The sequence below is a fragment of the Burkholderia sp. BCC0405 genome (assembly GCF_902833075.1).
Classification (GTDB): domain Bacteria; phylum Pseudomonadota; class Gammaproteobacteria; order Burkholderiales; family Burkholderiaceae; genus Burkholderia.
Window position 1 is genome coordinate 135928 of the sequence record NZ_CADFEO010000001.1, and the last position, 14313, is coordinate 150240.

17 protein-coding genes are annotated in these 14313 nt (G+C 64.1%); 16 read left to right on the forward strand and 1 reads right to left on the reverse strand.

Features of this window, described 5'->3' with window-relative positions; genetic code table 11:
• Window positions 1-2: 2 nt before the first annotated feature.
• From HWX36_RS00625 to HWX36_RS00655, 7 genes are all read left to right on the forward strand, one after another.
• Window positions 3-686: a hypothetical protein gene (locus HWX36_RS00625; RefSeq protein WP_175950366.1), complete on the forward strand. Its 684-nt coding sequence runs from the start codon at window positions 3-5 to the stop codon at window positions 684-686.
• Window positions 687-705: 19 nt separating this feature from the next.
• On the forward strand, window positions 706-1047 hold the full coding sequence (locus tag HWX36_RS00630) for a hypothetical protein (RefSeq protein ID WP_175950367.1): 342 nt from the start codon (window positions 706-708) through the stop codon (window positions 1045-1047).
• 107 nt (window positions 1048-1154) lie between these two features.
• Entirely contained in the window at window positions 1155-1607 is a 453-nt protein-coding gene (locus HWX36_RS00635) for an antirestriction protein (RefSeq protein WP_244136272.1), read from the forward strand.
• A 208-nt stretch (window positions 1608-1815) separates the two neighbouring features.
• Window positions 1816-2382, forward strand: coding sequence for a hypothetical protein (locus tag HWX36_RS00640; RefSeq protein ID WP_175950368.1), 567 nt, complete (start codon window positions 1816-1818; stop codon window positions 2380-2382).
• Entirely contained in the window at window positions 2318-4423 is a 2106-nt protein-coding gene (locus HWX36_RS00645) for a terminase gpA endonuclease subunit (protein ID WP_175950369.1), read from the forward strand. The genes HWX36_RS00640 and HWX36_RS00645 overlap by 65 nt, the downstream gene beginning before the upstream one ends.
• Window positions 4424-4425: 2 nt before the next feature.
• Window positions 4426-4701: a gpW family head-tail joining protein gene (gpW, locus tag HWX36_RS00650; RefSeq protein ID WP_175950370.1), complete on the forward strand. Its 276-nt coding sequence runs from the start codon at window positions 4426-4428 to the stop codon at window positions 4699-4701.
• A gap of 9 nt (window positions 4702-4710) precedes the next feature.
• Complete coding sequence (locus HWX36_RS00655) at window positions 4711-6408, forward strand: phage portal protein (protein ID WP_175950371.1); 1698 nt, start codon at window positions 4711-4713, stop codon at window positions 6406-6408.
• A 9-nt stretch (window positions 6409-6417) separates the two neighbouring features.
• On the opposite strand, the gene HWX36_RS00660 is transcribed toward HWX36_RS00655, so the two are convergent.
• On the reverse strand, window positions 6418-7308 hold the full coding sequence (locus tag HWX36_RS00660) for a hypothetical protein (protein ID WP_175950372.1): 891 nt from the start codon (window positions 7306-7308) through the stop codon (window positions 6418-6420).
• Between the two features lie 90 nt (window positions 7309-7398).
• On the opposite strand from HWX36_RS00660, the gene HWX36_RS00665 reads away from it, so the two are divergent.
• The 9 genes from HWX36_RS00665 to HWX36_RS00710 all read left to right on the forward strand — a co-directional run bounded on the left by HWX36_RS00665 (window position 7399) and on the right by HWX36_RS00710 (window position 14224).
• Complete coding sequence (locus HWX36_RS00665) at window positions 7399-8274, forward strand: S49 family peptidase (RefSeq protein ID WP_244136273.1); 876 nt, start codon at window positions 7399-7401, stop codon at window positions 8272-8274.
• 13 nt (window positions 8275-8287) lie between these two features.
• Window positions 8288-8950 (forward strand): hypothetical protein, encoded by a 663-nt coding sequence (locus HWX36_RS00670; protein WP_175950373.1) that lies wholly within the window; start codon window positions 8288-8290, stop codon window positions 8948-8950.
• 15 nt (window positions 8951-8965) lie between these two features.
• Window positions 8966-9637: a head decoration protein gene (locus HWX36_RS00675; protein ID WP_175950374.1), complete on the forward strand. Its 672-nt coding sequence runs from the start codon at window positions 8966-8968 to the stop codon at window positions 9635-9637.
• Window positions 9559-10749, forward strand: a complete 1191-nt coding sequence (locus HWX36_RS00680) for a major capsid protein (protein ID WP_244136274.1) — start codon at window positions 9559-9561, stop codon at window positions 10747-10749. Before HWX36_RS00675 ends, HWX36_RS00680 begins: the two co-directional genes overlap by 79 nt.
• Window position 10750: 1 nt before the next feature.
• Window positions 10751-11086, forward strand: a complete 336-nt coding sequence (locus tag HWX36_RS00685) for a hypothetical protein (protein ID WP_175950375.1) — start codon at window positions 10751-10753, stop codon at window positions 11084-11086.
• Window positions 11087-11105: 19 nt separating this feature from the next.
• Window positions 11106-11795: a hypothetical protein gene (locus HWX36_RS00690; RefSeq protein WP_175950376.1), complete on the forward strand. Its 690-nt coding sequence runs from the start codon at window positions 11106-11108 to the stop codon at window positions 11793-11795.
• Between the two features lie 264 nt (window positions 11796-12059).
• Window positions 12060-13538 (forward strand): phage tail sheath subtilisin-like domain-containing protein, encoded by a 1479-nt coding sequence (locus HWX36_RS00700; protein WP_175950378.1) that lies wholly within the window; start codon window positions 12060-12062, stop codon window positions 13536-13538.
• Window positions 13539-13548: 10 nt separating this feature from the next.
• Entirely contained in the window at window positions 13549-13923 is a 375-nt protein-coding gene (locus HWX36_RS00705) for a phage tail tube protein (protein WP_175950379.1), read from the forward strand.
• 40 nt (window positions 13924-13963) lie between these two features.
• Window positions 13964-14224 (forward strand): phage tail assembly protein, encoded by a 261-nt coding sequence (locus tag HWX36_RS00710; RefSeq protein WP_175950380.1) that lies wholly within the window; start codon window positions 13964-13966, stop codon window positions 14222-14224.
• Window positions 14225-14313: the final 89 nt, after the last annotated feature.

A 14313-nucleotide genomic window follows, 5' to 3' on the forward strand; every position in this document is an offset into this window, starting at 1 on the left:
CCATGTTCGACATTTCCATCAAAGCGACGGTCGACGCTGCCTCGCGCCGCCTGACTGCGCTCGCCTATCAACAGTTGCCGTTCGCCGAAGCGCGCGCCGCAACCGAACTGGCGAAGCTCGCCGCCGCGAGCGAGAAAGCGGCGATGCTCGAAGTATTCGAGCACCCGACGCCCTTCACCGTCAATTCGGTCGCAGTGCTTGCTGCACGCAAGGATATGCCGGTAGCGCGCGTCTACATCCGCGAACAGGCGGCGCGCTACCTCGCGCCGTATGAATTCGGTGGGATGCAGTACCTGGGTGCGAAACCCGCCGACCTCGTGCCGGTCAACACGCCAGCGAACCGCTACGGCAACCTGCCGCGCAACACGATCCGCCAATACCTGAATCGTCCCGACGTGTTTCTCGGCCCGGTGCGAACGTCGCACGGCGACGTATACGGCTTGTGGCAACGTCCGGTTCGGCAACCGGCCGAGACGGCGCATACGAAAGGCCGAGGCTCGCGCGCAACGCGTGCAGCAAAGCGCGCGAACACGTCGAGCAAGCTCAAACTACTGGTCGCATTTCATGCGCCCGTGCAGACCAAGAAGCGCCTGCAATTCGGCACGCGTGCGCGTGCCGTCGTCACCGCGAACGCAGATCGCGTATTGAGTGCGCAGTTGGCGAAGGCCATCGCGAGCGCACGCTAATTCCTGAATGGAGATCATCATGAACGTTGTGGTCAATGTCGTCACCGCGCCGACCGCCGCGACCCTGCTTGCGGGCGTACAACTCGCGGGAATCAAGGTTTCACTCACCGACGCAGCCAACAATCCCGTGAACGATTCGGACGGCACGCCGATCGCACCGGTCACGCTCACGAGCGGACCTTATTCGGCGTCGTTCGCAAGCGTCCCGGCCGGCAGCTATATCGCCGTGGCCGCCGCGCTCGATTCGTCGGGTGCGGTCATCGGCTCGCCGGTTCAGCAAGCGTTCACCGTCACAGCGACGCCCGCATCCGGTCCCGTGACCTACGATGCGCCGCAATCGGTGTCGGTCAGTGTTTCGTAGGCGTCGCGTCGGCTGCTTTGATCTTGCGATCTTTGACACAAACGCGCCCTGCTTCGCTGGTGCATACCGTAGGCTTCATTTGGAACCCTAACCAAATGGAGTGTCAGATGATCGCAGCGAAGTCGGTAGAAAGCGGTGATATCAGTGCAAGGCTTGTCGGCACGTCGCAGCGGAGTCGCTTTCTGCTCGACCTGTTCGGCACCCGGTTATCGATCGTCGGTGAATCGCGCACGTTCGGTTGCGCACGGCGGCTATCGGTCGACTATACGGGCGGATACTGGAATTTCTATCGGTTGTCGAACGGGGGCGGCTATCTCGCGCCGGAAGTTCCACCCGCATCCGGGACATTCAATGTATGTATTCCGAGTAACGGCTACGAAGGCGCTGTGAGTGCGGACGCGTTCGGCATCATCGTTACGTCGTATGTGCTCAACGGACTGGCATTCGATGTTGCACAACGACGGATCAGTTGCGACGCGTTGGCGGATCGATATCACGCGCTGGTTGCTTACGCGAAGCTGCATGACGAAAGGGTTGAGATATTGCGTGCGATCGATTGAACGCATCAATCGCGCGATGCCGTCAGCCCGCTTTGTGCGGGCTTTTTTTGCGCGCGCGCCGCGCGACGCCATGGTCGGGGTCTGTCGACCCGTTCGGATGGGCCCGGCCGGGTCCTTTGCGGCCCTTGCGAAAACCGGGGGCAATTGCGCGGCGCGATGTTCGGCTAGCTGCGACCCATGAAAGGTGTTTGCAGTTTGCACTGTCCCCATGAACAACACGGTTTCCATTCGCGAATTCGCGCGTCTCGAAGGTGTATCCGACACGCTCGTGCATCGCGCGCTGAAGGCCGGCAGGCTTGTCCGTGCGCCCGATGGCGGGATTGATCGAACCCTCGTCGGCTCGGCGTGGCACGCGAACCCCAAGCGCGGCGACGTAGCTAAAGCAAGTGCAAACACCGCTGCAAACAGTGCAAACACCCCGGCCGCCCCGGGGACGACCGCGACCTTGGCCGGCGGCAATCCGCCCAAGGGAGTCGCCTACGGCGAAGCCCTGCGCCTCAAAGAGAACTGGATCGCCCTGCTGCGCCGGCTCGAATACGAGCACAAGTCGGGCGCGCTCATCGAACTGAGCGCGGCGCAACGCGTCGTGTTCGACCTTTGCCGCGAGCAGCGCGACGCGTGGCTGGCGTGGCCCGCCCGCATCGCGCCCTTTCTGGCCGCCGAGTTCGCGGTACCCGATCTGGAACGACTGGTCGCGTTCCTGAATGAGCATGTCTACCAGCAACTGGCCGAACTCGGGGAACCCAATCCACGATTCGAAGCAGCCGCCGCATGAACTGATCGCGCAGATCGGGCGGCGCGGATGGAGTCCGCCGCCGCGGCTGTCGCTGCCTGCATGGGCCGACAAGTACCGGCGTCTCGCACGGGCAGCCGGTAGCCTCTCCGGGCACTGGCGCACGTCGACCGTCGAAATCGCACGCGGGGCCATGCTCGCCGTGACGGAACCGGGCGTCCACGTGCTGACGATGATGGTCTGCACGCAGCTTCTGAAAACGGCGCTGCTGGAGAACGTCGCGGGCTACCACGCGCACCTGGACCCGTGCCCGATGCTGTTATTGCAACCGAAGGATGACGCAGCCGAGCAATTCAGCAAAGAGCGCTTGACGCCGCTGATTCGCGCGACGCCCGTTCTGCGCGAGCTGTTCGGCCCGGCACGCACGCGCAGCGCCGACGATACGTTGCTCTACAAGGCGTTTCCGGGCGGGTTTCTGGCGCTGGCCGGCGCGGGCAGCCCTGACAACCTTGCGCGCCGCCCGGTGCGGATCGTGCTGGCCGACGAGATCGACAAATACCCGGTCACGCGCGAGGGCGACCCGATCACGCTCGCCGAGGAACGCACGGCGACCTTCGCGGGCTGGTTGAGCGTGCGGGCCTGTTCACCCACTGTCGCAGAAGATAGCCGGATCGAGGCGAGCTATGCCACATCCGACCAGCGCCGGGCATCGCTCGCGTGTCCGCACTGCGGACATCGGCTGTTTCCTGAATTCTTCTCGCACGTCGAATGGGACAAGACGCGCGACGAGGCTGGTAATGTCGTCGCCCATCGGCCGCAGACGGCCCGCATCTATTGCGAAGCGTGCGGTGCCGGCTGGAGCGAAGCCGACCGCCTGAAGGCATTGCAAAGCGCTCGCTGGCATCAGACCCGGCCGTTCGAGTGCTGCGGCGCGCGTCATACGCCGCTCGACAACTACGCGCGTGCGTGGCGTGACGCCACCCTCGACGGCGACGCGGCGCTCGCGTCCGTGTGGGACTGGTGGGCGTCGGATCGGCACGCGGTCTACCGGGCAAAGTGCCCGACGTGCGGCCGGTGGGGCATCCCCAACGAACACGCCGGGTTTCAGGCGTCGAAGCTGTTTTCGCCGTGGCCACGCGATCGGCCGCCCGCGATCGCCTCGAAATGGCTGGACGCGCAGGGTGATGAGGAAAAGCTCCAGGCATGGTGGAACACGCAGATGGGGCTGCCATACCGACCGCACGCCGGGCGGCGCGTCCAGGCCGACGTGCTCGCTTCACGTGGCGAGGTATGGGCGGCCGACGTGCCGGACGGCGTGGCGGTCATCGTCGCCGGGATCGACGTGCAGGATTACCGGATCGAGGCCGAAACGGTCGGCTTCGGCCGCAATGAGGAAAGCTGGTCGATCGATTACACGATCATTGAGGGCGAGTTTCCCGATATCACCGCTGCGATCGACACCTACCTGAAGCGGATTTGGACACGTGCGGACGGGCGGCCTTTTGACGTGATGGCGGCCTGCATCGACTCAGGCGGCCACCACACGCAAGCTGTCTACGAATTCTGTAAGGCGCGCATCGGGCGGCGTGTGTGGGCGATCAAAGGTGAAGCCGCACGCGGCGGCGAACGTAACCCGGTGTGGCCGAGCAAGCGGCCGACCTCGCGCACCAAGAAAACCTATCGGCCCGTGATTCTCGGCGTGAATGCGGCAAAAGACACGATCCGGCAACGGTTGTTGTTGAGCGAACCCGGCCCCGGCTATATGCACTTTCCCGCCGACCGCGATATCGGCTATTACGCGCAGCTCACCGCCGAACGGCTCGTCGTGAAAGAGTCTGGCGGCCGCCGCTATCGCGTGTGGGAATTGCCGTCCGGCCGCGCGAACGAAGCGCTCGATTGTCGTGTGTACGCGTATGGCGCGATGTGCGGCCTGCTGCACTTCGGCATGCAGTTAAATCGGCGCGCGGACGCAATCGGCGCGTGGGTCACACCGCCCTCGCCGCCGTCGAATCCTGCGGGCGCAGTACCTGCCCCAGCCGCCCATCCGACCGTTCGTAAATCGCTTATCCAACGACTGGCGTAATCATGGCGACCTGCGGCTGCACAAGCGTGCTCGATGGCGTGCCGATCGAGACGCTACGCACGCGCCTCGCGCAAATGCAGCAAACCTATCTCGATCTGCTGTCGGGCTTCAAAATCGAAGCCGCCTCGTATTCGCAGGCGGATGGTAGTCGCTCGATCACGTACACGCGCGCGAACCTGGGCGACCTCGTACAAGCCATGCTCGCGCTGCAATCGCAGATCGCCAAACTCTCGGGCCAGTGCTGCAACCGCCGCCCGCCCGTTACGCCGTTCTTCTGAACCTTCGTCATGGGCCTGATTGTCGATCCGTCCGGCCAGCCGATGACGGACGCCCTGCCCGCGCCGCTTGGGCCGGCGGTACCGAAGGCGCAGACGGATAGCGGCGTGCTGAATGCGCGCCCCGGCACGCCGCTCGGCCTCGCGCCCTACCGGTTCCCGTACGAGGCCGCGTCGTGGCTGACGCAGGAGATGGGAAACTGGCTACCGTGGATACGGTCGCCCGATGCCGAAATCAACCTGTTCCGCGACCAGATGGTCGCGCGCTCGCGCGATCTGGCGCGCAACGACGGCTGGATCGTCGGCGGTATCAACCGGATTCTCGATAACACCATCGGGACGAACCTGCGATTGTCGGCGAATCCCGACTATCGCGCCCTCGCACTCAAAAGCGGCATCACCGCGTTCGACGCCGAATGGGCGGACGACTTCCGGCGCACGGCCGAAGCGCTCTGGCGCGGCTATACGGACGATCCCGGCCACCATAACGATGTGACCTGTCAATTGACGCTCGGCCAGCAATTCCGGCTCGCGATGCGTCACAAGCTGATCGACGGCGAAGGGCTTGGCCTCGTCTACTGGATGCCTGAGCGAATCGGGCGCGGCCGTGCGGACTACGCCACAGCGCTGCTGCTGGTTGACCCCGATCGGCTCTGCAATCCGTGGGCGATGATCGACACCGCGAACATGCGCGGCGGTGTCGAAATAGATGATAACGGCGTTCCGGTCGCGTACTGGATTCGCAAGGCAGAACCAAACGACTGGTATCTGGCGCTCGAAGCGAACACGTGGGAGCGCATCGAGCGCTACGACGACGACGGCTGGTTGCGCGTCATCCATGATTTTGATCGGGACCGCGCCGGCCAGCATCGCGGGCTTGGCATCTTTACGCCCGTGCTGACGCACGCGCGCATGCTCGCACGCTATTACGGCGTCGAGTTGCAGGCGGCCACCGTCGCGTCGATCTTCGGCACGTACATCACGAGCCCCTACGACCCCGCGCTCGTGCAGGACGCATTGGGCGCGGGCGAAGGCGAAGAACTGCCGCTGTATCAGGCACTACGGGCGCAGTGGGCGAACGAGCGACCCGCCTACCTGAACGGCGTGCGTATTCCAACGCTCGCGCCCGGCGAATCGCTCGACAGCGTGTCGACCGCGCACCCGCACGGCAGTTTCGAGGCGTTCGCGCACGAGATGCAGCGCGTGATCGCCGCCGCGCTCGGGCTGTCGGCCGAACAGGTCACGCAGGACTGGAGCAAGACCAACTACAGCAGCGCGCGGGCCGCGTTGCTCGAAGCCTGGAAAACCCTCCAGCGGCGGCGCGACGAGTTTTGTTTGAACTTTGCCAGCCCCTTCTACGGCGCGTGGCTGTGGGAAGTGATGGACCGGGGCGAGTTGCCGCTACCGGCCGGCGCACCGCCGTTTATCGAAGCACGCGCCGCCTACGCGCGCTGTGCCTGGACCGGTGTCGCGCGCGGCTGGATCGATCCGACCAAGGAACGTGCGGGCGCAGTGATGGGAATGGACGCGGCGCTGTCCACGCTCAAGCGCGAATGTGCCGAACAAGGCCTCGACTACGAGGAAGTGTTGCACCAGCGCGCGGCCGAAATCCGGTTGATGAAAGAGTTGGGCCTCGAACTGCCAGACTGGACCGGTGCGGCTGCGGCCGCGTCGCTCGCGAGCGCGCCCGAAGCACCACAACCGCAATAGCCATGCGTGTCAGACAGGCAGATTCGGGTGAATCCATCCGTATGCAGTCCCGGTCGCCAGCAAGTAGCCGGCGATGAGCAACACCGATGCGGCCACGATACTTTTCAAGCCTCCGAACCGCTCAGTCTTAACGGCAAGCCACAGCCAGCCGCGGGTTCGACCAGCTCGCAGATTCGAGAGCGAAACGAAATGCACGACCTGCAACAAGGTAATCAGCGAACAAAGCGCAATGCAGACAAACGCGGCGCCGATGAATTCGATCCAAAGGAAATATTCGTTTCCAATAGCCTTGAAGAAGGTAATAACGGATTGGATAACCAGCGACAAACTGAGCGGCCCCCTCGCGAGCAGACTACCCGCATATGCCACGATGTCCGGTCGTACACCGTCGCGCGCCTGGATCGTCAGCCAGAAGCATGCGATCGACGCGATGACCGGGAATATCACACGCAGCCACCAGTCCGGCGAGTTGAATCGGCCGCTGACGATCATCAGGCCAATCGTGACGAGGCAGAAAACGGCGGTGGTTGCATTGAAGACATGCAGCGCAATCGAGATTTTGGGGAGATACGCGGTCAAGAAAAATAGGCCAACCACCGCAAGCACAGTGAAGATCACCAACACTGCGGAACGATCGTCTGTCGATCCACCACTTCCGTTGTGGTAGTGATGGTGATGAATTTCCTTTTGCGGCGCACGTGCGTCAGTTTCCTTCTGCACGTCTTTGGTTGCCCTGTCGACCTCGCCTTGCACGTCGTCCGGTGACTTGGACTTGTCTGTATCGCTGGGTCGTCGTCCGAATGCAAACAGGATGGCTGCGTAAAGAATCCCCATCAATGGACTCGCAACCCAACCCTCGAAATGTGAATTTCCGAATACGTCAAACAGTTCGTTAAGCATATTGTTTCCTTCTTGTTGATAACAGTCCGACAGGCCCAATCAGGCGTCTTCAGTTTATCAGCGAGAAAGGCCTACTCGTACCGGTGCGCAGTGCAAGCCAATTACCCGCATCTTGCGACGCGCCTGTTTAATGTGCCGCTCGCGATCACGCCCGACAAAATCGAAATCGTCATGGCGGCGCTGGCCGACCGCTTCGGCCTCACGCGCCTGATGCGCGCCGATGGCAGCGTTCTATTGTTCGAGGGCGCATTCGACGCGTCAGAATCGGGCGAACCAGCGATCGAGCGCCCCTATGAAGTCATCGAGGGCGTGGCCGTGATCCCCGTACAGGGCACCTTGGTCGCGAAGCTCGGCACCCTGCACCCGTATTCGGGCATGACAGGCTATGACGGCATCCGCACGAACCTCGCGATGGCGCTCACCGACGACACCGTGCGCGCGATCGCGCTCGATATCGACTCGCCCGGCGGCGAGGTGGCCGGATGCTTCGATCTGGTTGATGCGATCTACGCCGCGCGCGGCATCAAGCCGATCCACGCGATTCTGACCGAAAACGCCTATAGCGCCGCCTACGCGCTCGCCTCGGCATGCGACTCGATCACGGTACCGCGCACGGGCGGCACCGGCAGCATTGGCGTCATCGTCGCGCACGTGGATTTTTCCAAGGCGCTGAGTGCGGCCGGCATCACGGTCACGCTCATCGCCTACGGCGAGCACAAGGCCGACGCGAACGACGTGCAACCACTGTCGGACGGCGCGCGTGAACGCATCCAGCAAGACGTGAACACCGTGGGCGAACTGTTCGTCGCGACGGTCGCGCGCAATCGCAACCTGTCGCCTGCAAAAGTTCGCGCCACGCAGGGACTGACTTACCTGGGCGGCGCGGGCGTCGACATGGGGTTAGCTGACGCCGTGATGGCCCCCGACGCCGCACTGTTCGCGTTGATTGACGACCTTTCACCCTGACCGGAGTTTCATCATGGGAATCGCTACCACCATGTCGCGGGCGTTGTCGTTTTCGCATCTCGGCGCGCGTTCTGCGCGCGCGGCCGAAGATGACGACAAGCCCGGCGAGCGCGACCGCGAGGACGACACCGCGAAGCGCGGTAAAGCGCGCCGCGCTCAGGATGACGAGCACGACGACGACCGAGACGATAAGCCCGATGCCAAGGCAGCGGACGACGACCCCGACGATGACAAGCCCGACGCCGAGGACGACGACAAGCCGGATGATGACGACGACAGCGGCAAAGGCAAGCGCAGCCGTCGAGCACGTCGGGCACGCGCGCAGGACGACGAGGACGACGCCGCAGATGACGACGACGAGTCGGAAATGCGCGGCGCATCGGCCATCGCCGCCGCGCGCCGTCGCGAACAGGCCCGGTGTGCGGCGATCTTCAACACGCGCGCCGCCGCCCGCAATCCGCAGCTCGCCGCTCAGTTGGCATTCACGACGCGCCTGCCGCGCGATGAGGCGATTGCGCTGCTCGAGGCTGCACCAACACCGCCCACCGTACCGGATCGCGCCGCACGCAACCCACGCGTTGGCCCTGGCGGCTCGCCCGAGGCACTGTCGCGTCAGGCCATCGCGGCCGGCTGGGACCGCGCCTTTGAGCAGGTCAACCCGCGCCGCCCTCACTAATTCCGGGAGAATCACATGAACATGCCGACTGTCCCGCCGCTGTTCGAAATCTGGCACGACGGCGGTTTTCTCGTCTCCGAAGCCAACGGGCACCAGTCCCGCGACACGATCACCCTGACGGGCGGCGCGCGCGTGCTGGCGGGTACCGTGCTGGGCGTCGTCAGCAGCACTGCATCCTCCGCACCGAGCGCCCCCACCGTCGTACCCGGCGCGAAGAACACCGGTAACGGCACGCTCGCGCTGTCCGGTAGCCCGGCAGCGGGCACGCCGCCGGGCACCTATCTCGCCACGCTCACGTCGGCAACCGCGTTTAGCGTGACCGGCCCGGGCTTGTCGGAGACAGGCTTGCAAACCGGTTCGGCGGTCAGCGTCGCCGGCCTCACCTTTACCGTCACGCCGGGTTCGACCAAGTTCGCCGCAGGCGACAGCTTCGAGATCATCGTTGGCGCGGCCGGCACACCGGGCGGCTGGTGCGCGTGGGACCCGGCCGCGACGAACGGCGCGCAAAACGCGACCGGCATTCTGTTCGCCACGCGCGACGCGACACTCGCGGACGTGGCCGCTGTCGCCATCACGCGCGCCGCCGAAGTCAACACGACAGAACTGATTTGGCCGCCCGATGCGACACCCGCACAGATCGCGACGGCCACCGCGCAACTTCAGGCGCTCGGGATTCTCGTGCGCTAATTTCTGCACCTCGCCTGACAAGCCGCTTCCTCGAAGCGGCTTTTTGCTTTTGGGGGACCACGATCATGGCCGGCGAAATTCTCGATATCTTCCATCAGGACCCGTTCACGGCAATTTCGCTGTCCGATGCTGTCCAGCGCAACCCGTACCAGCCGCAGGGCTTGGGCGCGCTCAACATCTTCGAGCCGAATCCGATTCGCACCAAGGCGCTCGGCATCGAGGAACGCACCGGCAAACTGATCCTGATCCCGTTCAGCCAGCGTGGCGCGGAAGGCACGCAGCGCACCACCGAGAAGCGCGATATGCGCTACTTCGAGGTGCCGCGCCTGATGCACGACGACACCCTGTATGCGGAAGAATTGCAGGGCATCCGCGAGTTCGGCACCGAAAGCATTCTGATGCAAGTCGAAACGGAAGTGGCTCGGCGGTTGTCCGGGCCGACCGGGCTATTGGCGTCCGTCGAGTACACGAAGGAATACCTTCGACTCGCGGCGCTCCAGGGTTTAGTGCTCGACCCAAAAGACGGCTCCGTCAAATACAACTGGTTCGATCAATTCGGCATCGCGCAGGCACAGGAAACGCCGTTCAATCTGATCGCGCAGCAGGTCAACACGATCCGGCCGATCTGCAACGCACTGCGCCGTACGATGGCGCGCAAGAGTCAGGGGGCATTCACCGCGTCGACGCGCATCTTCGGCATGTGCGGCGATGCGTTCTATGACGCCTTCGTGAACCACGTAGACGTGATCCGCGTGTTCCTGAACTGGAGCGATGCCCGCTCGCTGCGCGACGACTCGCAAGGCGCGGCGTTCGACTCGTTCCAGTTCGCCGGTATCACGTGGTTCAACTATCGCGGCAGCGACGATAACGTCACCATCAAGATTCCCGACGACAAGGTGAAATTCTTCCCCGTCGGTGCGCCGGGGATTTTCCGCGAAGCAATGGCCCCCGGCGAAACGGTCGACTGGATCAACACGCCGGGGCGGCCCGTCTACGTGCTACCGGTGTTCGACATCATGCGGCGCATGTGGTGGAAGATGGAAACCTACGCGTATCCGCTCTTTGTCTGCACGCGCCCCGAAGTGCTGCTCTCGGGACGCATGGAGGCCTAGCGTGATCGAGTGGGACGCTCTGCTGCTCGCGCCGATTGAGGCGATCTTCGCGCAGTCAGCAACGTACACCACACGCGCGGGCGTCGCGTATCCGCTGTCCGGCGTGTTCGATGAAGCGGTGACGGACGTGGATGTGACCAGCTCACCACCCGTTACCACCGTTCACCCCGTATTCGGCTATCGCGTCATCGCTCTGCCCGTGCCCGCACATCAGGGCGACACGCTCACGATTCTCGCCGCACCCGGCGCACCGTTGACCGACACCACCTACGTGATCCGCGAAGTTCGCATCGACGGCCACGGTTGGGGTCTGCTGCTGCTCAACCTCGCGCCGTAACTGCTATTCCGTCACTGCCATGCCGCGCCCGATTCCGATCGCCCTGCCGATGCTGGGACGACGACAGTTGCGTCTGGCCGCCGTCGGCGCGCTCGTTCGCGCGACGCTAAACGTGCGCAACGTACCGGTCGGCATCTTGTCGCCGGGGGATTGGAATATCCCGGTCGACACTCTGCCCGCTCTCGTCGTGCGCACGGCACACGAAACGAAAACGTCATTCCAGCGCGGCGAGCCACAGTTCACGACAGTCTGCGCGCTGGAAGTGAAGGCAGTCGTTGCCGCGTCTACTGCCGCCCAAGCGCAGGACGATATCGAAACGCTGTGGTACGCGATCGAAAACGCGCTGTTGCTCGATTGGTCGCTCGTGCGCATGACGCAGCAGTTCGCGACCGTCGAAACCGTGCTGGAGATTCGCGCCGAAGGCGCGCAACACATCGCTGGTATCGCCGGCTCGTTCGCCTGCGAGTACGCGGAAACCTTCGACCCAACGGTCGAGCCGCCGCTCGATGCCGCTTGGCCGCTCGTTCCCGTTCAGCCGAACTTCATCGAGCAAATCACGGTCACGGTTGATCCCGTCAACGTGGCCGATGCGACCGGCATCTATCCGGATGCCCCGTTCCCGCAGGCCGTCACACCCGCGCCCCGCACCCAGGGGCCGGACGGCCGCGCAGAAGGCTATCTCGTGGTGACGCTCAACCTCAACGTCTGAGCGCCCCCGTCTCCGCTCCCGCTCTCGTTTTCCCTTCGCCATGCAAACGCTACGCATCCGCCCGGTTGCGGGCCGCGTCGTGCGCGATCCCGATCTGCACGACCTCATCACCTCATCGCGCACCGTCCCCGATAAGCCGTTCTGGCGACGCCGGATTCGTGACGGCGACGTGAGCCTCGATCCGCCGCCGGCATCGGCACCTGCGCCCGCTCCTCAAGCGGCAGCGCCATCGACGCCGCCCGCCTCGACCGGAGGGACCACGCCATGATTCCCTTTCATCAGATTCCGCAGAACATCCGCGTCCCACTGTTCTATGCCGAGGTCGACAACTCGCAGGCGAATACCGCGCAGACGACGCAGCGCGCGCTGGTGATCGCGCAGATCACCAAGGACGGCACCGCGCCGCCCAACGTGCCGGCCGTCAGTCAAGGAAGCGACGACGCGATTCTGGCAGGCGGCGCGGGTTCAATGCTCGCGCTGATGCTGGCGAAGTACCGCGCCAACGACGCATTCGGGGAGGTCTGGTATCTGCCGCTGGCCGATGACCCTAACGCTTCTACCGCCATCGGTAACGTGACGATCACCACGCCCCCGACCGCCGCCGGTACGCTCTATCTGTACATCGCGGGCACGCGCATCGCACTGCCTGTCTTGCCGACACAGGCCGTGAGCGATATCGCGATGGCGCTGGCCGCAACGATTGACGCAACACCCGGTATTCCAGTCATCGTCGTCGTGTCGGGCGGCGTGCTCACATTCGCCGCCCGCAATGCTGGCCCATGCGGTAACGAAATTGACCTGCGCCTGAACTATCTCGGTACGCCCGGTGGCGAAGTGCTTCCCGCAGGTCTGGGCGTCACGGTAACACCGATGGCGGGCGGCGCGGTCGCGCCGAGTCTGACTGCCGCGCTCGATGCCCTGGCCGATGCGCCGTTCGATTTCATCGTCTGCCCGTACACCGATACCGCATCGCTCGATGCGCTCAAGGTCTTTCTGGACGACGTGAACGGCCGCTGGTCGTGGCAGCACATGCTCTACGGGCACACCTTCGCCGCGGCGCGCGGCACGCTCGGCAGCCTGATCGCGACCGGCACCGCGCGTAACGATCAGCACGGCACCCTCATGGGCTTCAACGACAGCCCGACCCCGGCATGGCTATGGGCGACGGCGATTGCCGGGGCATCGGCCGTCAGTCTGCGCGCCGATCCGGCCACGCCCCTGCAAACGCTGCCGTTGCAAGGCGTATTGCCGCCGCCCGTGCCGTCTCGCTTCGCGCTCTCGGATCGCAATGCCCTGCTCTACGACGGCATCAGCACGTTCACGGTCGCGGACGACGGCACCGTCGCCATCGAAAACCTGATTTCGACCTACCAGAAAAACGCATTCGGGCAACCCGACGACAGCTATCTGGAGGTCGAAACGCTGTTCACCCTCGCCGCCGTGCTGCGTCACCTGAAGGCCGTGGTCACGAGCCGCTATGCGCGCGTGAAGTTGGCCGACGACGGCACGCGCTTCGCGTCGGGTTCGAACGTCGTCACGCCCAACATCATCCGCGCCGACCTGATCGCCGCCTACCAAGAGGACGAAGCGAACGGCCTCGTTCAAAACAGCGCCGTATTCGCGCAAGGGCTGATCGTCCAGCGCAACAGCGGCAACCCAAACCGCGTCGATGTGCTCTGGCCGGGCGTGTTGATCGACCAGTTACGCATCTTCGCGCTGCTCGCGCAATTCCGATTGAGCTAGGGAGGCAGCCATGGCCGACAACACCAACCGGCTCGCCGGTATCGCCTATATCGCGCTGGGCGGACAGAACTACATGCTCGCGGGCGAACTCGCGTACTCGCCCGGCACGATCGAGCGCGAATCGCTGGTCGGACAGGATCGCGTGCACGGCTACGCAGAGAAGCCGCGCGCGCCCTTCATCTCGGGCAGCTTCCGCGACGCGGGCACGCTCACCGTGGCCGACTTCAACGCGATGACGAACGTAACGGTCACGCTGGAACTGGCGAACGGCAAGACCGTTATCGGCCGGAACATGTGGACCGTCGAGGCGCAAGAAGTCAAGACACCGGAGGCCACCTTCGAAGTGAAGTTCGAGGGATTCAGCGGCTCCGTGACTGAGCAATAAGCGAGCAGTGAGGTATACCATGTCCGATAGCGAACCGCTCGTGACGCCGCTCACGATTCCGCTTGTCTCCCCCGTCGACGGCATCACCCAAGTGACGCTACGCGAAATGACCGTCGATGAAATTGCGAAGCTGCGCGACGAATCGCAGAAATTCGGCCCGATCCGTGCGATGAAGAACCTGATCAGTGCGATGGCCGGCATCGAGGCGGCCACCGTCGGCAAGATGGGAACGCGCGATTTCAACGCCTGTACCGACTACCTCGATTCGTTTTCCTCCAAAAGCCCCGCCGAATCTGCATGACGTGGTTGCCGACGTGACGTGGTTCTTCCATTGGGGGCCGCGTGATGCGCTCGGGTTGACGTGGCCTGAGCTTGCGCAATGGCGCGCGC